We start from the raw sequence: 20,899 nt of genomic DNA on the forward strand, positions 1-20,899 counted from the left end.
TGGGGGGTGCTGCGGCTCACGGCGGTGGGTCCTCGGGGAAGCGCGGACGGACAGAGCGCCGCTCCCCGGCACGTCACCGCCCGGGGAGCGGGTATCTCACCGACTTAGACGGTGGAAACGCACTTGACAACAGTGGAAACGCACATAGGGAGACCCCTTCCGGTTGAAAAATCGGACTTGCCATCGCCCCACCCGCATGCGCGGGGCGCACGTTCATTCACATTGCGCACCCCGAGCCAGATCCCAGACATCGGGATTCCCCAGCACAAGCAGGCCGACAAAGAAATTCAGGGCGACCGCAGCCGAAACATTACTTTCCCCATCCGAACCGAACAAGTGACTGTGATGTGAGTCACATGACCTGGACCGCCCCGGCCCCGTCCGTTAGCCTCCCAAAGGCCATATCTCACCGAACCTCAGAGAGCGACTTCCCAGAAATCGCAGCCCGAAGGCGCGGCGGCATTTTTTCTGCCGCTTGGCAAATCCTTTTTCGCAGATCATTTCCGCAGGTCATGTGAGGAATTTTTTCGTGTCGCTACCCGACAAGTTCATCGTGAACCTGTGCCCCACCGGCATGGTGCCCCGCAAGGCCAGGGTCCCGCACGTCCCCATCACCCCGGAGGAGATCGCGGCCGACGTCCGCCGCTGCCACGACGCCGGGGCCTCCGTGGCCCACCTGCACGCGCGGGACGACGACGAGGAGGCCACCTGGCGGCCGGAGCGGTTCCGGGAGATCTGCGAAGCGGTCGTCGCCGAGGTCCCCGACATCGTTCTGGTGGTGACCACGAGCGGACGGAACTGGTCGGAGCTGGCGAAGCGAAGCGCCGTGCTGGACCTGGACGGCCAGGTGAAACCCGAGATGGCCTCCCTGACACTCGGGTCGATGAACTTCCCCACCGGCCCCTCCGTGAACAGTCCCGAAACCATCGTCGGGCTGGCCTCGGCCATGAACGAGCGGGGGATCGTCCCCGAACTCGAGATCTTCGACGCCGGTATGGCCGACTACGCCCGCCATCTGGCGGACCGGGGCGTGCTCGAGCCGCCCTACTACTGCAACGTCCTGTTCGGGTCCAAGGGGACGGCGAGCCTGAGCGCGGCCAACGCCGCCGCCGTGCTCGCCGCGCTGCCCGCCGGAGCCACCTGGGCGTTCGCGGGCATCGGGCGCTTTCAGCAGGCCGCCAACACCGCCGCTCTCGCCCTGGGCGGCCACGTGCGGGTCGGGCTCGAGGACAATCCCTACTACGACTGGTCCGAGCGCGCTCCGGCGACCAACGCCCGTCTGGTCGAGCGCGTCGTCCGGATCGCCGCGGAGCTGGGGCGGGAACCGGCCAGCCCGGTCGAGGCCAGGGAACTCATCGGCCTCGCCCCGGTCAAGCGGGACCCGGCATGAACCGTATCGGCGAGCGGACCAACGAACGGGCCAACGGAATGGAGTGCGCGGCGGTGGGAACACGGTGAGGGACATCCTGCGCGACCGCCAGCGGTGGGGCCGCAACGGCATGGTGTCGACCGGCAGCCCGCCGGCGACACTCGCCGCCCTGGACGTCCTCCGGGAGGGCGGCACCGCCTTCGACGCGGCGATCACCGCGTCGGCGGTACTGACGGTGGCCCTGCCCATGGCCTGCGGTCCCGGCGGGGACGGGGTCGCCGTCCTCCACCGGGCCGGACAGGACGAGCCGGTCAGTCTCACCGCTCTCGGCCGGGCACCGGCCGGGGCCTCGCCCGAGGCGTACCGGAGCCGCGGCCTGACGACCGTGCCCGCGACCGGCGCCCTCTCACTCTCCACACCCGCGCTCATCGACGGGTGGTACCGGCTGCACCGCGAGTACGGCACCCTCCCCTTCGAGCGGCTGCTCGAACCCGCGATCGACATCGCCGTGTCCGGGGTTGCGGTCACGGACCAGGTGGCCCGGTGGACCCGGGACAACCTCGCCGCCCTCGAACAGCCCGGGTTCCGTGATCTGTACGAGCCGCACGGGTCCCCGGACGCGGTCGGCTCCGTGCTGCGCCAGCCCGGACTGGCCGCCCTGTACTCGATGGTCGCCTCCGCGCACCGGACCCCCGAGACGCTGCGGGCCGAACTGGCGGACGCCATCACCCCGGTCAGTGACGAGCTCGGCGGGCTGATCGCGCGCGCGGACCTCCTCGTCGACCACGCGCGGGTGGAGCCCGCCGCGACAGTGCGGCTGGGCCAGTACCGAGTGGCGACCACCCCGGCCCCGACCCAGGGCCCCCTGCTCCTCCAGAACCTGGCCCTGTACAGGTCCCTGTCCCGCGGCCAGAGCTCGGATCGCCCCGACATGATCCACCTGCTCGCCGAGATCATCGACCAGACGTACGGGTGGCGGCTCAGGGAGTTCGGGGACCCGGAGTTCGTCGGCTTCACCGACCCGCTCGACCCGGCGCTGCTCGCCTCGCTCGCTTCGGGTGTGGACCCGGACAAGCGGAGTCCGTCGAGCTGCCTGGGCCACTACAGCGAGGGGGACACCTCCCACTTCGCCGTCCTGGACCGCGAGGGCAACGGTGTCAGCTGGGTGCAGAGCCTCGGCCTGGGGTTCGGGTCGGGTATCGGCGTGCCGGAACTGGGCCTGTTCCTCGGGAACCGGCTGGGGCGCAGCGCCACCATCGACCCCGTACACCCCAACGTCTGCGCCCCGGGCAAGAGACCGGTCAACACGATCTTCCCGTGGAGCTCCTCCGGCCCCGAGGGCCTGCGCTGGCTGGGCGGCACACCCGGGGGTGACGGGCAGACCCAGTGGAACGCCCAGGTCCTGCTCGGTCTGATCGAGGACTCCGTCAGCCCGCTCCAGGCGCTCTCGCGGCCGAGGTGGACCCACTACCCCGGGTGCGACAAGGTCGAGGCCGCGATGGAACCGCAGCTCAGGGTCGACGACACCATGGACGCCGGGACTGTGGCCGAGCTCGGGTCCCGGGGGCACGAGGTCGTACCGAAGGCGAGCGTCGGCGGGGTGGTCCGTGTGCTCGAACGCGGCCGGACCTGCGCCTGGGGGCTCGACGAGGGCAGACACGAGGGCCTGACCGTCGGTTGGTGAGGCGCGTGAGCGCAGTCGGGGGCACAAGGGGCGCCCGTCCGGGACGTTTCCGGGCGGGCGCCCTTCGTATCACCCATCCTGACCTGCACCGACAGGAAACATCAGAAAACTTTAGGCCATAAGGAATTATCTGGCCGGGGCTGCGCGTTCCCCTTTCCGTACACCGTACTGTACGAAGTACGAACGGAAGGGATCCCATGGAATCCACGCCCACCGCCGTCAGCGCGCGCGGACTCGGACGGAGGTTCAAGGACAAGTGGGCCCTGCGCGGGTTCGATCTGTCGGCCGGCCGGGGCACCGTCCACGGACTGCTGGGGCCCAACGGCGCCGGGAAGTCCACGGCGGTCCGCGTGCTCACCACCCTGCTCCGCCCGCACGAGGGAACCGCCGAGGTCGCCGGGCACGACGTGGCGACCCAGGGCGCCCAGGTCCGCTACCGGATCGGGCTGGTCGGCCAGAACGCCGCCGTCGACGAGATCCTCAGCGGCCGCCAGAACCTGGAGCTCTTCGGCCGCCTCTACCATCTGGGCGGCCGCGCGGCGGCCCGGCGGGCCGACGAGCTGCTGGAGCGCTTCGGCCTGTCCGACACCGGGAAACGCCCGGTCAGCACCTACTCGGGCGGAATGCGGCGCAGGCTCGACCTGGCCGCCGGGATGATCCTCAGCCCGCCCGTCATGTTCCTCGACGAACCCACCGTCGGCCTCGACCCGCGCGGACGCGACGAGGTCTGGTCCGCCGTGCGCGACCTGATCGGCGGCGGTACGACCGTCCTGCTCACCACCCAGTACCTGGAGGAGGCCGACCAGCTGGCCGACCGGATCTCGGTGATCGACACCGGGCGCGTGATCGCCGAGGGCACGCCCGCCGAGCTGAAGTCGAGGATCGGCGGCGACCGGATCGACGTGGTCGTGCAGGACGAGCACGTCTTGGCCGAAGCCGCGGCCCTGGTGGGGCGGGCCACCGGGCACACCGTGCGCACCGCTCCGGAGGAGCGGCGGCTCAGCGCCGAGGTGGACGACCGGGCGGCCTCCCTGACCCGGGCCGTGCGCGCCCTGGACGAGAGCGGCGTGGCCGTGGCGGACGTGGTCCTGCGCAGCCCCAGCCTCGACGAGGTCTTCCTGCACCTGACCGGTTCCGGCACCGCCGCCGACACCAGCGGCGCCCCCGGCGCCGGTCAGACCGGCGCGAACCAGCCCAGCTCCCACACCACGGAGGTCCAGCGATGAACGGCACCGCCCCCAACACGGCCCCGCCCGCCCTCCCGACCCTGCCCCCGGTCCGGCCGTCCGGTCCCCTGGCCCGGCTGGGCTGGGCGGCCGCCGACGGCTGGACCGTGGCCCGGCGCGACGTCCTGCACTGGCTGCGCCAGCCCTGGGAGCTGCTCTTCGGGCTGCTCTTCCCGGTCCTCATGGTGCTGATGTTCGTCTACCTGCTCGGCGGTGCCATGTCGGTGCCCGGCGGCGGGGACTACACCGAGTACCTCATGCCCGGCATGTTCGCGATGGTCATGGTGTTCGGCCTCGGCGAGACCGTCACCGCCGTGACCACCGACTCCACCCGCGGGGTCACCGACCGGTTCCGGTCGATGCCGATGGCCTCCTCCGCCGTGGTGGTGGGCCGATGCCTGGCGGACATGCTCCGGTCCACGGTCACCCTGGTCATCCTGATCGGCTTCGGGATGCTGGTCGGCTGGCAGTGGCACGGGAGCGCAGGCGCGGCCCTGGCCGGGTTCGGGCTGTTGCTCCTGCTGCGGTTCGCCCTGGTGTGGATCGGCATCTACGTGGGCCTGGTGATGCGCGGCCAGGGCGGTATCGCCCTCATCCAGACCCTGGAGTTCCCGATCGGCTTCCTGTCCAACGCCTTCGTGGCCACCGCGACCATGCCGGTGTGGCTGGGCGCGGTAGCGGACTGGAACCCGATGTCCTCCACCGTGGCGGCCGCGCGCGAGCTGTTCGGCAACCCGGCGGTGGCCGGGGATTCCTGGATCACCCAGAACGCCCTCCTGATGGCGGTGGTCTGGCCGGTGCTGCTGGTCGCGGTGTTCGCTCCGCTGTGCGTGCACCGGTACCGCAACCTCAGCGGCTGACCCTTCCCCTGACGCCCGGCCCCGTCCCCGCCGACGAGCCCCGGTGGCGGGTCCGTGCGGGCGTACACTGACCCGTACGCCCTACGGACCCACCACCGGGACGGACCGATGCCCCCGCAGCACAGCAAGAGTGGCGATCCCGCGCGCAGCCTGGCCCTGCTGTGGCGCACCCAGGAGCCCGCGAGCCGCCGCCGGGGCAGACCCGGGCTGAGCGTCGACCGGATCGTGCTGGCCGCCACGGAGATCGCCGACGCCGAAGGGCTCGCCGCGCTGTCCATGCGCCGGGTCGCCGAGGCCCTGGGGGTGGGCACGATGTCGCTGTACACCTACGTGCCGGGCAAGGGCGAGCTCATCGATCTGATGGTCGACGCCGCCTACGCCGACCTGGACTCCGGCGATCGTTCCGGCGGCTGGCGGGAGCGGCTGCGCCGGATCGCCAACGCCAACCGCGACCTCTACATCCGCCACCCGTGGATCCTCCAGACCATCACCACCCGTCTGCTCGGCCCGAACCTCATCGCCAAGTACGACCACGAGCTCTCCGCCGTGGACGGGCTCGGCCTGAGCGAGGTCGAGATGGACTCCACGGTCAACCTGGTCAACGGTTACGTGGAGAGCACCGCCCGGCAGACCCTGGGCGCGGAGCAGGTCGCCCGGGAGTCGGGCATGGACGACGAGCAGTGGTGGCGGACCTACGACCCGCTGCTGGCCGCCCTGATCGACGACTCCCAGTACCCGGTCGCCTCCCGGGTGGGCTCGGCCGTCGGCGCCGCCCACCAGGCGGTCTACGACCCGGACCACGAGTTCTCCTTCGGCCTGGAGCGGGTCCTGGACGGTGTTCAGGTGCTGGTCGACGCCCGCTCCGCCGAGCGTCCCGCGGACTCCGCCGCCCCCGCCACCGGTCCCCCGGGCGCCTGCGGCCCCGCCGCGCGACCGGCCACCTAGGTCCGTCCGGCGCACCGCCCGGTCGTCGCCCGGGACCGGCCGGGATCCGGGCTGCCCGGACGACCGGTTGGACCCGCGGGTGGCGCTGTCGTGCGGCCCGGACGCGTGCTGGCACTCCGGGCAGCCGCGGCTCTCCCCTATCCGAGCTCCTCGTCGATGGCCAGCTCCAGTTCGTGTTCGGTCATGGATCCCGGGACGGTGCTGTGGGTCCCGTCGGGGCGGACGAAGACCAGGGTGGGCGGACTGATCACCCCGAACCCGGCCCAGATGAGGCCGTGCTCGTCGACGATGTTGGGCAGCGCGTCGAGCCCGTGCGTCATCTCGAACTCTAGGAGGTCGTCGGGTTCGCCGCGCCCGGCCAGTCCGAAGAAATCGATGTCGTCGTGCCTGTCGGCCGCGGCCACGACCAGCGGCGCCTGGGAGACGCACTCCGCGCAGCCGTCGGACCAGAACCACAGGAGGGCGGTGGTCTCGGCCAGGCTCCGGCCCTCGAAGGCCTCGCCCCTGGTGGTCTCGGCCTCGAAGAGCAGGGCCCGGCTGATCTCCTGGGAGGCCTCGGGGGACGGGGCGGCCGCGTCAGCGGTGTCCTCGGGGTCGGCTCCGCAGGCCGTCAGCACGAGGCAGACGGCCGCGACAGCGGTCAACACGGGCGAACGGTTTACCGTGATGCCCATTTTGCACCTCATTGTGAAATTTGTGTGGGGGGTATGACGCGTGGATCGGGCGACCAGGCGCCCGGACCGCGAGGCAAGCAGTATGCACCCAAATCACCATGCGGTCATCCTTCACGGGGAGAACATCAGTCCCGGCTTCCCCAGGGGCCAAGGGCCTGAATCCGGCGCCGCTGCTGGGCGGGCCGCCCCGGCGCCGCGCCCGCGCCGTTCGGCGAGCCGGTCCGCGACCTCCCCCGCGCGGGGCCGCCGGGCGGTGATCGTCGTGCTCGAACTCGGCCGCGGCCTCCGCCACGCGCAGGTTAAGGCCGCGGATCCCGGAGGGCATCCGACCGCGGGGCGAGCCGCCCGGGAGGACCGCGGCGTGGTCGTCCCCGGGCTGGAAGCGGGCGAGCTGGCGGGTGGGGAGCGCGGCCCCGGCGGCCGGTTCGTCGACGATCTCGGCCCGGCAGGTGAACCGCTCCGCCGAGTAGTAGCTGGTGGGACCACGCCGAGGGGGCCGGCGCCCTCGGGTGCCCGCCAGAGGCCGGGCACGAGGGCGTAGTCGTCGATCACCGTGAAGGTGACCGGGTCCCCCTCCTCCAGCGCCCGCCACACCGGGTTCGGGCGGGCCAGGTGGACCAGGAGGGCGCCCTGGGCCGGGGCGGCGCGGGTGGGCACGACCACGGGCGGAGCGCCGTCGGCCCCGTTGACGGCGAGCTGCCCGAAGTCGCGGCCCCGGGCGATCCACGCGCGCCATTGGGCGTCGTCGATCGCCGCGTCCCACGGGGTGGATCAGCACGGAAGGACCCATGGAATAAATATGCAGAGTCACACATACTATCCCAGGAGTCCTTCCGGGCTTCCACTGGATCGAGCGGAGCAGGTCAACGGGCCAGCGCCGCCGCCTCCCGGGCGAGTTCGGTGATCCCGTCCCAGCGGCCCTCCCCGACCAACGCGGCCGGGGTCAACCAGCTGCCGCCCACGCAGCCCACGTTCGGCAGCGCGAGGTAGTCCGGGGCGCTCTGGGCGGTGATCCCGCCGGTCGGGCAGAACTTCAGCTGCGGCAGCGGACCGGTGAGGGACTTGAGGAACTTCGCCCCGCCCGACGCCTCCGCCGGGAAGAACTTGAGCTCCGTCAGCCCCAGCTCCAGCAGCGCCATCGCCTCGGACACCGTGGCCACCCCCGGCAGGGCGGGCAGCCCGGTGTCGGCCATCGCCCGGGCCAGCTCCGGGGTGCAACCGGGGCTGACCAGGAAGCGCGCCCCCGCCTTGGCGGCGGCCCCGGCCTGCTCGCCGTTGACCACGGTCCCCGCGCCCACCACGGCCTCGGGCACCTCCTGGGCGATCCGCTCGATCGCGGACAGCGCCGCCGGGGTCCGCAGGGTCACCTCGATACCGGGCAGGCCGCCCGCGACCAGGGCGCGGGCCAGCGGCACGGCGTGCTCGACGTCCTCGACCACCACCACGGGCATGACCGGGGCGAGGTCGAGGACGTCCGCGCCTGAGCGGGGGGTCGTCGTCATGGCTGTCTCCAAAGACTCAGTGGGAAAGGCTGGGCGGGAAGGAAAGAGTGCGACGGCTCGGCTCGCGAGGGCCCGGCCAAGGTCGCGCGGCTCAGTGGCCGAAGACCCCGGCGCCGCTCTCGGCCGGGCCGACCGCCCCGCGCAGGGCGGCGAAGAGCTCCCGGCCGGTCCCGGCGGAGGAGTCCACCGTGGGCCGGGCTTCCTCGCGGTCGCCGAGGTCGGCCAGGACCTCCAGTGTGCCCCGGACCGCGTCCAGCCGGATGACGTCGCCGTCGCGCACCCGGGCCAGCGGGCCGCCCGCCTCGGCCTCCGGCGAGACGTGGATGGCGGCGGGCACCTTGCCGGAGGCACCGGACATGCGGCCGTCGGTGACCAGCGCGACCTTCTGGCCCCGGTCCTGGAGCACCGCCAGCGGCGGGGTGAGCTTGTGCAGCTCGGGCATGCCGTTGGCGCGCGGCCCCTGGAAGCGGACCACCGCGACGAAGTCCCCGGTCAGCTCACCGGCGGCGAAGGCCGTCTGGAGTTCGGCCTGGTCGGCGAAGACCTTCGCGGGGGCCTCCACCACGTGCCGCTCGGGCGCCACCGCGGACACCTTGATCACGGCGCGGCCGAGGTTGCCCTCCAGCATGCGCAGTCCGCCGTCGGGGGCGAAGGGGTCACCGGCCGGACGCAGCACCGTCTTGTCCGCGCTCTCGGCGAGTCCGTCCACCCAGACCAGCTCGCCGTCCTCGGTCAGCCGGGGCACCTTGCGGTAGCGGTCCAGCCCGGGACCGGCGACCGTCCGGACGTCCTCGTGCAGCAGACCGGCGTCCAGCAGGGTGCCGATGAGGAAGGCCATGCCGCCCACCTCGTGGAAGCGGTTCACGTCGGCGGCGCCGTTGGGGTACATGCGGGTGAGCAGCGGCACGGCCTCGGACAGCGCGGCGAAGTCGTCCCAGGTGAGCTGGATCCCGGCGGCGCGGGCGATGGCCACCAGGTGCAGCGTGTGGTTGCTGGAGCCGCCGGTGGCCAGCAGGGCGACCACGGCGTTCACGATCGCCTTCTCGTCGATCTGCTCGCCGACCGGGGTGTGGTGCTCGGTCAGGGCGGTCAGCCCGAGCACGCGGCGCCCGGCCTCCGCGGTGAGGGCCTCGCGCAGCGGGGTGCCGGGCTGTTCGAAGCTGGCGCCGGGCAGGTGCAGGCCCATGACCTCCATGAGCATCTGGTTGGAGTTGGCGGTGCCGTAGAAGGTGCAGGTGCCCGGCGAGTGGTAGGCGGCGGACTCGGCCTGGAGCAGCTCGCGGCGGTTGACCTTGCCCTCGGCGAACTGCTGGCGGACCCGGGCCTTCTCCTTGTTGGGCAGGCCGGAGCGCATGGGACCGGCGGGCACGAACGCCGTCGGCAGGTGCCCGAAGGACAGGGCGCCGATGAGCAGGCCGGGCACGATCTTGTCGCACACGCCGAGCATGAGGGCGCCGTCGAACATGTCGTGGGACAGGGCCACGGCGGCGGACATCGCGATCACGTCACGGCTGAAGAGGGACAGCTCCATGCCCGCGCGGCCCTGGGTGATGCCGTCGCACATGGCGGGCACGCCGCCGGCGAACTGGGCGACGCCGCCCGCCTCGCCGACCGCCTTCTTGATGACGGCCGGGTAGGTCTCCAGCGGTTGGTGTGCGGAGAGCATGTCGTTGTAGGCGGAGACGATCGCCAGGTTGGGGGTGACGTCCCCCGCCAGGGAGAGCTTGTCGCCGACCCCGCAGGCGGCGAAGCCGTGCGCGAGGTTGGCGCAGCCCAGGGAGGTGCGGGCCGGGCCCTGGCCGACGGCCTCGCGGATGCGGGCCAGGTAGGCGGCGCGGGTGTCGGCGCTGCGCTCGGTCAGCTGCCTGGTGACCTCGGCGATCACCGGGTGGACGCTCGACCGAGGTCCCGGGGTGCCGTTGTCGGAGGTGCTGGGGGTGTGCGCGGTCATGCCTGCTCCTCTTCGTGCCACGTGTTGCCGGTGCGGCCGATGAGCCGCTGTGCTCCTGCGGGACCGGAGCTTCCGGCGGGGTAGGTCTCGGGTGCGGTGCCGAGGCCCTGCCAGGCCTCGATGATCGGGTCCACCCAGCGCCACGCGGCCTCGACCTCGTCGCGGCGCATGAAGAGGGTGGAGTCCCCGGCCAACACGTCCATCAGGAGCCGCTCGTAGGCCTCGGGAGAGCGGGTGGCGAAGGTGTCGGCGAAACTGAGTTCCAGCGGAACCGGCCGCAGCCGCAGCGCACCGGCGCCGGGCGTCTTGGTCAGCATGGTGAGGTGTATGCCCTCGTCCGGCTGGAGACGGATGACGAGGCTGCCCGCGCCGGACGCGGCGGCGGCCCCGGGGAAGATCGTGTGCGGGACGTCGCGGAAGCGGATGACGATCTCGGAGCGGGCGCGCTCCATGCGCTTGCCGGTGCGCAGGTAGAAGGGGACGCCCGCCCACCGCCAGTTGGCGACCTCGGCGCGCAGGGCCACGAAGGTCTCGGTGTCGCTGACCGGCGGGCCGCCCGCCTCGTCCAGGTAGCCGAGGACGTCCTCGCCCTGAACCGTGCCGCTGGTGTACTGGCCGCGGACGGTGTGCTCGGCGACCTTGGCCGCGGGGATGGGTCTCAGGGACTGCAGGACCTTGAGCTTCTCGTCCCGTACGGCATCGCGGTCGTAGCTTGCCGGGGGTTCCATGGCGGTGAGGCAGAGCAGCTGGAGCAGGTGGTTCTGCACCATGTCGCGCATGGCTCCGGAGGAGTCGTAGTAGCCGCGCCGACCGCCCACGCCGACCGTTTCGGCCGCGGTGATCTGCACGTGGTCGATCCACCGGGAGTTCCACAGGGGTTCGAGGAAGACGTTGGCGAACCGCAGCACGAGCAGGTTCTGCACGGTCTCCTTCCCCAGGTAGTGGTCGATCCGGTAGGTGCGGGACTCCTCGAAGACCGCTCCGACCTCGTCGTTCACCGCCTGGGCGGAGGCGAGGTCGCGGCCCAGGGGCTTCTCCATCACCACGCGGGACTCGGGGGTGACCAGCCCCGCGTCCTGGAGCCCGCGGCAGATGGCGCCGGAGATCATCGGCGGCACGGCGAGGTAGAAGACGCGGTCGCGGCCGGGTGTGAGCGCGGCGGCCAGGTCGGCCCAGCCGGAGGGGTCCCCGCCGACGTCGACGGTCACGTGGGAGAGACGGCGGCGGAAACGGCGCAGCACGTCGGGCTCGACGACCTGGACGGCGCTGTGGCCGCGGACGGCGGAAGCGGCCTTGTCACGCAGGTCGGCATCGGTGAGACCGTCCCGGGAAACCGCGATGACCCGGGTCTCCCCGCTCAGATGACCGTCGCGGTCCAGGAGGTAGAGGGAGGGGAGCAGTTTACGCATGGACAGGTCACCGGTTCCGCCGAAGACCACCAGGTCGGTGGGGCGGGGCGCGGGCTGCTGCGGCATTCGGTTGGCTCCTGCGGGAGGGAGTACGGAAGGGAGATGGGAGGTGGGGGTGCCGGGCGGAGGGGACGCGGGGCCCTTGCCCGGGGGTCTTACGGTCTGGTTTCGACCCTAATCCCACTATGGTAAAAAGACCAGCACACTTCAGAACATTAATTTACATAAGTGAACGGCCTTCCAGGCGCCCCGCCGAGTGAATGGTTCAATGAGGCATGGCCAGAACCCCCGGACGCTTGTCCTCCACCGCCACCAGCGGCCACATCCTGGAGATGATCCGCACCGGCAGCGCCACCAGCCGCTCCGAGATCGCCCGGGCGACCGGGCTGTCCCGTCCGTCCGTGGCACTGCGGATCACCGAACTGATCGAGGGCGGTCTGGTGACCGAGGGGACCCGCGCCGCCTCCAGCGGCGGCCGACCGCCCACGCTCCTGGAGTTCAACGCCGCCAGCGGACTGATCCTCACCGCCGCCCTGGGCATGGTCCGCAGCCAGGCCGCCGTGTGCGACCTCGACGGACGGGTGCTCCTGCGCACCCCCGGCTCGCCCCAGATGGAACTGGGCCCCGACGCCACCGTGCCCTGGCTCCTGGACACCTGGTCCGAGCAGATCCGCGAGCTGGGCCGCTCCCCCGAGGACGTCCGCGGCGTCGGCGTCGGCCTGCCCGGCACGGTGGAGTTCCACGCCGGACGGGCGGAGGACCGCCCCTTCCTCGGCAAGTGGGCGGGCGTGGCCCTGGGCCCGCTGGTCGCCGAGCGCTTCCCCGTCCCGGTGACCGTGGACAACGACGTGAACGTGATGGCGCTGGGCGAGCACATCGCGGGCGGGCACGGCCACACCGACGACATGGTGTTCGTGAAGGCCTCCACCGGGATCGGCGCCGGCCTCGTCTCCGGCGGCAACCTGCTGCGCGGCGCCCTGGGGGCGGCCGGAGAGATCGGCCACATCCCCGTGCGCGACGGCGGCGGCCTGCCGTGCCGCTGCGGCAACACCGACTGCCTGGAGGCGGTGGCGGGCGGGCGCCGCCTGCTGATCCGCGCGGCCGAACAGGGGAGGGAGGTCGCCGGGATCAAGGAGCTGGTGGCGCTGGCCGCGGAGGGCGACCCGGTAGCGGTCACCCTGGTGCGGGAGGCCGGTCGGCGGCTGGGCGAGGCGCTCGCGGGCGCGGTCAACCTGCTCAACCCGGAGCTGATCGTGCTCGGCGGCGACCTGTCCGAGGCCTACGACCACCTGGTGGCGGGCGTGCGCGAGGTGGTCTTCCAGCAGTGCACCGCCCTGGCCACCCGGCAGCTGCGGATCGTGGCGAGCACCCTGTGGGACGACGCCGGGGTGCGCGGCTGCGCGGCCATGGTCAGCGAGGAGATCCTCTCCCCGGAGGCCGTGAACAAACTCCTGGCCGGATAGGGCACGGGAGAGGGCCGGGATAGGGCCCGGAGAGGGACTCCGAAAGGAACAGGCAGGGGCAAGCGGAACGAGTCGTTGTCCACAGGCTGTGGACAACGGCGTCCACTCGGATCGGGGCCGGGCAAGCGTTGGCAGGGGGCGAATCCCCACGACCGTGCCCATACCCGCCCTGACCTGTGAAGGCGCCGTTTCCACGAGCGCCCGGTTCGTCATGACACTTGACAACGAGTACTGATCTGCCGAATAGTCACGCACCCGAGTACCGCCTGGTGCTCGCCCGCCCTCCGTCACCCCGCACCAGTGCCCCCACCAACCCCGCGGCCATGTCCCGTGCGGACCACCGCCCGGAAAGGTCTCCCGTACACATGCTCGACAACACCGTCGTGCTGGTCGTGATCGGCGCCAGTATCAGCCTCGTCACCAGCGTGGTCGTGACCGCGCTGCACGCCCGCCAGATCCGCCGCGCCGAACTGCGCACCAGCACGCGCACCTCCGCCCGCAACCTCACCAGCGCCTTCATCGCGGAGCGCGACGGCACCGCGGACGACACCGACTTCCTGCGCGAGTCGGAGCTCACGGTCATGTCCATGACCGACCGCAAGACCCGCGAGCGGCTCAGCGCCGTCGTCCGCCTGCTGCGCGAACACGACCTCCCCGAGGTCGAGCAGCTCAGCGGGGTCAGCGCCGCCAGCGCCAAGCGCGTCCTGTGCGACCACGCCCTGGACGTCCTCGGCGCCCACCTGCGCTCGGACCGCCTGCCCGAGGTACCCGCCGTGATGCGCAAGCTGCTCAGCGTGGAGGAGGAGGCCCTGAGCATTCACTCCGGCGAGGCCCCCAAGCCCAGCGCGCCGATCGAGAAGAGCCCGGTCACCCCGCGCCCGCGCCACACCGGTACCGCCAAGAGCACCGGTAGCGGCGGCACCGCCCGCAAGACCACCAAGAGCACCAAGACAGCCGCCAAGCCGACCGGCAAGAGCGGCGGGCGCGCCACCGCCGAGGAGGAGGATCCGAAGAAGGAGAGCACCTTCTGGGACGACTGACCCCACAGGCCACGACGCGGGATATGTGCGGCGAAGGGCACTTGAGCGCCAGGAACCCGCGTATCACCGGCGGGTCAGAAGTGATTCCCTCGGGTACGGATGAGACAGTCGGAGAGGAAAGCCTCAGCGACTTCCACCCGGCGAAGGAATTGTGCGGCGCAATTGTGGTCAGGAACCGCGCGCATGGACAACCCGAACGCGCACTCGAAGAGAACTTCACCTAGGATCACTGCCACGCGTGGGTTCCGGCGTCCTCGGCAACCCCTGTCCGCCGGTGTCCCGGCTTTCCACACGGACTCGACACACCCCCTCGGCGACTTTTCGGTCAGGATTCCGGTCTGCCCGCGCCCTTCCCCCGCGCGACCTCCGCCCTCACCCGGACACGGACGCGTGACCCAACCGGGTCGGTGTCCGGCCGTTGGCACACCCAGCCGTCCGAACTCACCGAGATTGTCACGATGCCCGCTGACGAGAACTCCGCCGACTCCGGCGCGGACCACACACCAGACGAGACTCCCGAGCCCGATCCCCGGTCTGCGAGGGCCGAGGGGGATCCCGCCGAGCAGGACGCAGAGCAGGACAGGACCGACGGGGACTCCGCCGAGCCAGCGGCCGCCGAAGCCGTGACCGGGGCCGACGGGCCGGACAGTCCGGAGACCGTCGTCATCGACGCCGACGCGCCGGTCGAGACCACCGCGGACCGCCCGGCGGAGAGCGCCGCGGACACTCCGGCAACCGCCTCGGAGGGCCCGGAAAGCAGTGAACCGAACGCTCAGGGGTCGGGCACCGGGGAACCGGAGGACGAGGCCCCGGCCGCCACGGCCGCCGCCGTGGGGAACAGGCGCGAGCGGAGCCGACTGCGCCGGGGCGTCCTGTGGACCGCGGCGTCCCTGGCGCTGATCATGCTCGCCGGGGTGGGCACCGCCTACGGCTACTACTACTCCCTGCGCTCGGGCATGGTGCAGCACGACATCGGTTCGCTGCTCAGCGAGGATGAGCGGCCGGACAAGATCAGCGACGCGGTCAACATCCTCTTCATCGGCTCGGACGGCTTCGAGGCGGACAGCCCCGCCTACTCCACGGAGTTCGAGGGCGAGCGCTCCGACTCCCTGATGCTCGCGCACATCTCCCCGGACAACCGCGTCTCGGTGATCAGCTTCCCGCGCGACTCCCTGGTGCAGCTCCCCCAGTGCGACGCCTACGGGCAGGCCGACGGCACCTACGGCTACTTCGGCATGATCAACACCGCGCTGTACCACGGCGGCCCGCCCTGCGTGATCCGGACCATCGAGACACTCACCGACATCCGGGTCGACCACTTCGTCCACCTGAGCTTCGCCAGCTTCCGCGACGTCGTGGACGCCATCGGCGGGGTGGACATGTGCATCCCCGAGCCGATGCAGGACCGGCGTGCCAAGCTCGACCTCGACGCCGGGGAGCAGACCCTCGACGGCGAGCAGGCCCTGGCCTTCGTCCGCGCCCGGTACGAGATCGGCGACGGCGGCGACATGGGGCGCATCGACCGGCAGCAGATGTTCCTGGCCGCCCTCGCCGACCAGGCGACCAGCGGCGACGTGCTCAGCAGCCCGACCAAGCTCAACGGCATCCTCCAGGCGGTGGCCCGGCACAGCGCCACCGACCGGGAGCTGACCCTGGACCGGATGCTGTCCATCGCGGTCACCATGGCCGACGTGGACCTGTCCGACATCGAGTTCCACACCGTTCCCTGGTACCAGGCGCCCTACGACCCCAACCGGGTCATGTGGAACGAGGAGGACGCCGGAGAGCTGTTCGCCGCCGTGCGCGAGGACCGCCCACTGCCCACGCTGCTCGCCGCCGACGACGCCACCATCCCGCAGGAGCCGCCGACGGCCAAGCCCACCCCGGCCGACCCGGCCGCGCTGGAGGAGGGCACCGAGGGACCCGCCGAGACCGAGTCCAACCCCTCCGCCCGCCCGGGCGAGGGCCGCGACGCCACCTCCAACCCCTGCCAGGACGGCCTGGGCTTCGGCACCGGCGAGGACGACGGCTGGTAGAGGGGCCGGAAAGCGCCCGACACGAGGAGGAGGCCCCCGCCGCGGGTGTTCGCGGCGGGGGCCTCCTCATGCCCCTGGCAGGGCGTGTACGCCCCCAGCAGAGCGGGTGCCTCGGGCGGCGGGGACGCTTCCGTCCCGCTGGTACGCGCCGGAGAACCCCCACAGTTCCCGCCGGCGCCTCGGTCAACGGGGGTGGTCCCGCTCACCGCCCGAGGCGTGGTGCGCCCGCCACGACCGACGGGCGCACGTTCTTGGTGACTAGCTGACGAATGCCGGGTCGACGGGCTGCTCCGCGGCACCGGGCAGCTCGACCGGCAGCTCCGCGGGCAGGTCGACGGGCAGGTCACCCGTGGGCAGCTCGTCGGAGAGGGGCAGAGTGGCGAACTCGGGCTCGCCCAGCTCGGGCAGGCCCTGGACGCCGACCAGGTCGCCGCCGGGGGTCTCCGGCAGCACGCTTTCGGACAGCACAGTGCCGACCAGGTCAGTCTCCGTGCCGGACAGCGGCAGGGCCTCCTCGACGCCCAGCCCCCCGACCGCGTCGCCGAGGTCCCCGGCGGTGCTGTCGACGGCGTCCTCGACGGCGCCCACGACCTCGAGGTCCTCGGGGGCGGCCATCGGCAGGGTGCCCTTGAGGTCGTGCGGCAGCAGGGTGGTCACACCGCCGGTGAGGTCGGCGTTCTCACCGGCGTCCAGGCCCACCGGGTCGCTCATCGGAACGGTCTCGCCCATCTGGGCGACGTCCAGGTCGTCCAGGCCGACCACGTCCAGGCTGGGCTCGTGCAGACCGGTCCCGGCGCGGCTGCCCAGTTCGGTGACGGTGTCGTCGACGACGGCCGCGCCCTGCTCCAGGTTGACCGGGGAGGCGGGCGCGCTCATCGGGAGGGTTCCGCCGCCCAGGGGCAGTCCGCCGCCGTCCAGGGCCAGACCGTCGAGCAGGCCGGTCCCGCCGAGCAGCATGGACAGGGGGTCGACCGCGCCGCCGGTGTCGCTGAGCGGCAAGGTCTCGGTGGCGGTCCCCAGGTCGAGCGGTCCGACGTTGGCGGCGTTGTCCTCGCCGGTCTGCAGCGGGGCGTCGGTGGACAGCGTGTCCGTGGAGAGGGTGTCGCCGACGATCGACCCGACGGGGTCGCTCTGGTGCTGGACCTCGGCGGACTGGTGCTGGAGCTCGGGCTGGGCGGAGATCTCGCCGGGCTGGACCTTGACGAGGTCGCCGAGGGGCGTGGTGACGCCTTCGGTCAGGGCGGTGGGGACCTGGTTCTGCAGGTCGCCCAGGGGGAGGCCGTCCGTGACACCGCCGAGTGTGTCGGCCCCGGCGATACCGGCGCCGAGGGCGACGAAGCCGGCGGTGCCGGCGGCCAGCAGCAGGGTCCGAGCTGAGGAACGGGCGGTGTGGAACATGTGAGTCCTTTCGGAGTGTGCGTGTGTTCGGTTCGTGGGGGCGCGACGGAGCGGGTGTCGTACCCCGTCGCGCCGGACCGTTTCCCTGGCCAGGGGAGGCCGGTCCTGAGGGTGGTACGGGCGAGCTCTCCGGTCGGTGAACCCGTGCGCCCCTGGTGGGGGCGGGTGGGTTCGATCCGGATTCAGTCGGTCGGTCTGGCGGACCACCGGCTGACGTGAACCTCGCGGTCGAGGTGCGGGGCTCACGTCAGCCCCCAGAAGTCACCGGGAAGGCTGGTGCGGCTGGGAACGGGTGCGGCTGGAGAAACCGTGCCGGGTCGGTCTGCGTGCGGCGCGATGGAGCTCAGGAGCCGGCCAGAGCAGGGCACGCGCGGGACGCGGATCCGGTGGGCGCGCTAGTCCGGGGAGAAGGTCGGCTCGTCGGCGGACTCGGCGGGCACCGAGCGCAGGACGTGCCGGGCGGCCTCGAACAGGCCGGGAGCGGGCGCCGGGGCGCCGGTGACGGGCAGGAACCCGGCCACGGCGGGCGCCGGAACGCTACCGCCGTTGGCGGGAGCGGTGCCGCTCGCCACGGTGTTGACGGTGTCGGCGCCGCGGGGGCCGGTGTCACCGGCCGTCCCGCGCTCGGCCGAACCCGAGTCCTGGGCGACGGAGGCGCTCTGCTCCCGCACCGAACTCAGGGCTTGGGCGGCGGGCTCCTCGGCCACCGCCACGACCTCTTCGGAGGTCCGCGCCCGGCTTTCGCCGGCCTCGCGGGCTTCGTCGGAAGCTGCGTCGCCGCCGTCGGACTCCGGAGCGGGTGCGGTGACCTGCTCGGGCGCCGGGGCGACGAATTCGGGAAGCGGTTCGGGACGCGGCAGGGAGGTCTCCCGAACCGCGTCACGGACGTGCTGCACGGGGTCGGCCGCCTCGGTCTCGACCGCCTGCGCGGCCTCCGAGGCACCGTCCACCGTCTTCGCGGTGTGTTCGCCGACGGTGGTGACGGCCCCGCTGATGGACCCGCCGAGGTTCTGGGTGCTCTCCACGAGCCCGCCAGAAAGGGCGTGACCGGGCCCCGAAAGCTCCGCGGAGTGCGCGGGGGCGGCGGAGGCGAGCCACACGGTGAACAGGATTCCGGTGAGCAGACCGACCAGCGCCAGGGCCCGCCGGAGTGGTTCCGGGCACACGGCGGGACGGACGCCTGTGGCGCCGACCGTACCGTGGTATCCAGACACCGGGGGTTTCCTTCCGCCGTGTGGGCCGGTCCGCTCCGGCGAAGTACCGAAGGGACGACAAGCTCATGGGAGTCATGTGAATGGCACCGGAAAAACTGGGATCCGGGTGCCCAACGCGAGGCCAGAGAGGCCTTCGTGCGCCGACTGACCGTGACGTTAGCATGAATTACCGGGCCGCTGTCCTCGATTCCAGAGGAATTCCCAGCCCCTCGGACAAGCTTCCGAGCAGCCAGATGTGGCAAATCGGGAAAAAACCAACGACAATTCATCCAATAGTCCTCAACCCCTCAACGGCTCTGCGGAGGTTGAACCACACATGACCGAGATCCCCCAGAGCCACCGGTTGTCCCCGAAGCCCCTGGACGAACTCCTCGCGGAGGTGCATTCCCAGATGAACCCAGGGCTCTCCGCCCAGGGGAGGGTGCACTCTCTGCTTCAGGCGGTCCTGGACATCGGTGGCGACCTGGACCTGGCGACCGTGCTGCGTCGGCTCACGGAGGCCGCCGCACACCTGGCCGAGGCCAGGTTCGCCGGGCTGGGTGTGATCGGTGAGGACGGCAGTTTCACCGAGTTCATCCCGGTCGGGTTCACCCAGGCCCAGGCCGAGCGGATCAGCCGCTTCCCCTACGGCAAGGGCGTGCTGAGCACCCCACTGCGCGAACGGGCCCCGATCCGCCTGTCCGACCTGCGCGAACACCCGGACTTCAGCGGTTTCCCGGAGGGCCACCCGGGGATGTCGAGTTTCCTCGGAGTGCCGATCCAGGTGCGCGGCGAGATCTTCGGCAACCTCTACCTGACCGAGAAGGAGAACGGCGGGGAGTTCGACGAGGATGACGAGACCATCGTCACCGCGCTGGCCACCGCCGCCGGTGTGGCGATCGAGAACGCCCGCCTGTACGAGGAGACCCGGCTGCGCGAGCGGTGGCTGGGCGCCACCACCGAGATCACCACCCGGCTGCTGTCGGGGGCCGACACCGACGAGGTACTGGCCTACCTGGCGTCGCAGGCCAGGGAGATCGGCGGCGCGGACACGGCGGTGATCATGCTGCCGGACCCGCACGCGCGCGGGCACCTGTTCGCGGAGATCGCGGACGGCCCGATCGCCCAGGAGATCCTGGGGACCCCGGTGGACATCCACGACTCCACCTGCGGGTGGGTGTACGAGTCAGGCGAGGCCACGGCCATCCCCGACCTGCGGCAGGCCAACTGCCCGATGCTCACGCACCGCGGGTACGGGCCCGGTCTGCTGGTGCCGCTGGGCACTCCGGGGAACACCCGCGGGGTCCTGCTGCTCGGCAAGCTCTCCGAGCGGGCACCCTTCGACGCCAACACAAGGCGCATGCTGCACGCCTTCTCCGTGCAGGCGGGGGTGGCGCTGGAACTGGCCGAGGCACGCAGGGACAGCGAGCGGATCGTGGTCCTGGAGGAACGGGACCGGATCGCCAAGGACCTGCACGACGTGGTGATCCAGCGGCTGTTCGCCTCCGCGATGACGCTGATGAGCACGGTCCGGCTGATCAACTCCCCGGAGGCCGAGGAGCGGGTCCAGCGCACCATCGACGAGCTGGACAGCACGATACGCGAGATCCGCTCGACCATCTTCGACCTGCAGAACCCGCCGAGCCGGCGGGACACCTCACTGCGCGGGCGGATCCTGCGGCTGGCGGAGAACACCGCGCACAGTCTGGGCTGCCATCCGGGGGTGAGCCTGGACGGGCCGATCGACGCCTCCGTGCCCGACGAGGTGGGCGAGCAGCTGCTGGCGGTCCTGGGCGAGGGCCTGACCAACGTCGCCCGGCACGCCCGGGCCACGGAGGTGCACGTCTCGGTGACGGTGGAGGAGACATCGGTGACCGATCGTCCGACCACCCTGACCCTCACCGTCACCGACAACGGCGTGGGGCTGCCCGAGGAGGGCCGCCGCAGCGGCCTGCGCAACCTGGACCAGCGCGCCCGGGCCCTGGGCGGCGGGTTCAGCGCGGGCAGGGGCGAGGGCGGCGGCACCGTCCTGGTGTGGAAGGTGCCGGTGTCGGTACCCGACCCGGAGGTCTGAGACGGCGGGCGCGGAGATCCGGACTCGGAACCCTGAGCCGGGGGTTCACCGCTGGACGGGGCTGTCCACAGTCTG

16 protein-coding genes are annotated in these 20,899 nt (G+C 71.9%); 9 read left to right on the plus strand and 7 right to left on the minus strand.

The features are described 5' to 3' along the window. The first annotated feature begins 529 nt into the window (after window positions 1-529). The 5 genes from HNR07_RS23685 to HNR07_RS23705 all read left to right on the plus strand — a co-directional run bounded on the left by HNR07_RS23685 (window position 530) and on the right by HNR07_RS23705 (window position 6,084). Entirely contained in the window at window positions 530-1,390 is an 861-nt protein-coding gene (locus HNR07_RS23685; protein WP_184366853.1) for a BKACE family enzyme, read from the plus strand. A 64-nt stretch (window positions 1,391-1,454) separates the two neighbouring features. Then, window positions 1,455-3,053, plus strand: a complete 1,599-nt coding sequence (locus tag HNR07_RS23690) for a gamma-glutamyltransferase family protein (protein ID WP_184366854.1) — start codon at window positions 1,455-1,457, stop codon at window positions 3,051-3,053. Window positions 3,054-3,250: 197 nt separating this feature from the next. After that, the gene (locus HNR07_RS23695; RefSeq protein ID WP_184366855.1) at window positions 3,251-4,279 is read left to right on the plus strand and encodes an ATP-binding cassette domain-containing protein; all 1,029 of its coding nucleotides are present in this window, start codon (window positions 3,251-3,253) and stop codon (window positions 4,277-4,279) included. Next, window positions 4,276-5,139: an ABC transporter permease gene (locus tag HNR07_RS23700; protein WP_246420472.1), complete on the plus strand. Its 864-nt coding sequence runs from the start codon at window positions 4,276-4,278 to the stop codon at window positions 5,137-5,139. Before HNR07_RS23695 ends, HNR07_RS23700 begins: the two co-directional genes overlap by 4 nt. Before the next feature lie 108 nt (window positions 5,140-5,247). After that, window positions 5,248-6,084: a TetR/AcrR family transcriptional regulator gene (locus HNR07_RS23705; protein ID WP_184366856.1), complete on the plus strand. Its 837-nt coding sequence runs from the start codon at window positions 5,248-5,250 to the stop codon at window positions 6,082-6,084. Between the two features lie 137 nt (window positions 6,085-6,221). Here HNR07_RS23705 and HNR07_RS23710 read toward each other — a convergent pair whose 3' ends face one another. The 5 genes from HNR07_RS23710 to zwf all read right to left on the minus strand — a co-directional run bounded on the left by HNR07_RS23710 (window position 6,222) and on the right by zwf (window position 11,686). Next, a complete protein-coding gene (locus tag HNR07_RS23710) occupies window positions 6,222-6,731 on the minus strand; it encodes a thioredoxin domain-containing protein (protein ID WP_312893961.1) in 510 nt (169 codons plus the stop codon). A gap of 138 nt (window positions 6,732-6,869) precedes the next feature. Then, window positions 6,870-7,508 carry an FMN-binding negative transcriptional regulator gene (locus tag HNR07_RS36205; RefSeq protein WP_376769981.1) on the minus strand — a complete coding sequence of 213 codons (639 nt, stop codon included), beginning with the start codon at window positions 7,506-7,508 and terminating at the stop codon, window positions 6,870-6,872. A 113-nt stretch (window positions 7,509-7,621) separates the two neighbouring features. Next, window positions 7,622-8,260, minus strand: coding sequence for a bifunctional 4-hydroxy-2-oxoglutarate aldolase/2-dehydro-3-deoxy-phosphogluconate aldolase (eda, locus tag HNR07_RS23720; protein WP_184366857.1), 639 nt, complete (start codon window positions 8,258-8,260; stop codon window positions 7,622-7,624). A 91-nt stretch (window positions 8,261-8,351) separates the two neighbouring features. After that, a complete protein-coding gene (edd, locus tag HNR07_RS23725; protein WP_184366858.1) occupies window positions 8,352-10,211 on the minus strand; it encodes a phosphogluconate dehydratase in 1,860 nt (619 codons plus the stop codon). Beyond that, window positions 10,208-11,686 carry a glucose-6-phosphate dehydrogenase gene (gene zwf / locus HNR07_RS23730; protein WP_184366859.1) on the minus strand — a complete coding sequence of 493 codons (1,479 nt, stop codon included), beginning with the start codon at window positions 11,684-11,686 and terminating at the stop codon, window positions 10,208-10,210. The genes edd and zwf overlap by 4 nt, the downstream gene beginning before the upstream one ends. A 209-nt stretch (window positions 11,687-11,895) precedes the next feature. On the opposite strand from zwf, the gene HNR07_RS23735 reads away from it, so the two are divergent. From HNR07_RS23735 to HNR07_RS23745, 3 genes are all read left to right on the plus strand, one after another. After that, a complete protein-coding gene (locus HNR07_RS23735; protein WP_184366860.1) occupies window positions 11,896-13,083 on the plus strand; it encodes an ROK family transcriptional regulator in 1,188 nt (395 codons plus the stop codon). A 365-nt stretch (window positions 13,084-13,448) separates the two neighbouring features. Then, on the plus strand, window positions 13,449-14,123 hold the full coding sequence (locus HNR07_RS23740; RefSeq protein WP_184366861.1) for a hypothetical protein: 675 nt from the start codon (window positions 13,449-13,451) through the stop codon (window positions 14,121-14,123). Window positions 14,124-14,581: 458 nt separating this feature from the next. Then, a complete protein-coding gene (locus HNR07_RS23745) occupies window positions 14,582-16,159 on the plus strand; it encodes an LCP family protein (protein ID WP_184366862.1) in 1,578 nt (525 codons plus the stop codon). Between the two features lie 258 nt (window positions 16,160-16,417). Here HNR07_RS23745 and HNR07_RS23750 read toward each other — a convergent pair whose 3' ends face one another. After that, on the minus strand, window positions 16,418-17,557 hold the full coding sequence (locus HNR07_RS23750; protein WP_184366863.1) for a hypothetical protein: 1,140 nt from the start codon (window positions 17,555-17,557) through the stop codon (window positions 16,418-16,420). Between the two features lie 395 nt (window positions 17,558-17,952). Then, on the minus strand, window positions 17,953-18,771 hold the full coding sequence (locus HNR07_RS23755) for a hypothetical protein (protein WP_184366864.1): 819 nt from the start codon (window positions 18,769-18,771) through the stop codon (window positions 17,953-17,955). 316 nt (window positions 18,772-19,087) lie between these two features. Here HNR07_RS23755 and HNR07_RS23760 point away from each other — a divergent pair, with 316 nt between their 5' ends. Further along, window positions 19,088-20,824: a sensor histidine kinase gene (locus HNR07_RS23760; RefSeq protein WP_184366865.1), complete on the plus strand. Its 1,737-nt coding sequence runs from the start codon at window positions 19,088-19,090 to the stop codon at window positions 20,822-20,824. Window positions 20,825-20,899: the final 75 nt, after the last annotated feature.

Origin of the sequence: Nocardiopsis metallicus (assembly GCF_014201115.1) — a bacterium.
Lineage (GTDB): Bacteria > Actinomycetota > Actinomycetes > Streptosporangiales > Streptosporangiaceae > Nocardiopsis > Nocardiopsis metallicus.

Coding starts and splice junctions, on each gene's coding strand:
- HNR07_RS23695 (WP_184366855.1), top strand. CDS start 3,251: ATGGAATCCACGCCCACCGCCGTCAGCGCGCGCGGACTCGGACGGAGG.
- HNR07_RS23700 (WP_246420472.1), top strand. CDS start 4,276: ATGAACGGCACCGCCCCCAACACGGCCCCGCCCGCCCTCCCGACCCTG.
- HNR07_RS23705 (WP_184366856.1), top strand. CDS start 5,248: ATGCCCCCGCAGCACAGCAAGAGTGGCGATCCCGCGCGCAGCCTGGCC.
- eda (WP_184366857.1), bottom strand. CDS start 8,260: ATGACGACGACCCCCCGCTCAGGCGCGGACGTCCTCGACCTCGCCCCG.
- edd (WP_184366858.1), bottom strand. CDS start 10,211: ATGACCGCGCACACCCCCAGCACCTCCGACAACGGCACCCCGGGACCT.
- zwf (WP_184366859.1), bottom strand. CDS start 11,686: ATGCCGCAGCAGCCCGCGCCCCGCCCCACCGACCTGGTGGTCTTCGGC.
- HNR07_RS23735 (WP_184366860.1), top strand. CDS start 11,896: ATGGCCAGAACCCCCGGACGCTTGTCCTCCACCGCCACCAGCGGCCAC.
- HNR07_RS23740 (WP_184366861.1), top strand. CDS start 13,449: ATGCTCGACAACACCGTCGTGCTGGTCGTGATCGGCGCCAGTATCAGC.
- HNR07_RS23745 (WP_184366862.1), top strand. CDS start 14,582: ATGCCCGCTGACGAGAACTCCGCCGACTCCGGCGCGGACCACACACCA.
- HNR07_RS23750 (WP_184366863.1), bottom strand. CDS start 17,557: ATGTTCCACACCGCCCGTTCCTCAGCTCGGACCCTGCTGCTGGCCGCC.
- HNR07_RS23760 (WP_184366865.1), top strand. CDS start 19,088: ATGACCGAGATCCCCCAGAGCCACCGGTTGTCCCCGAAGCCCCTGGAC.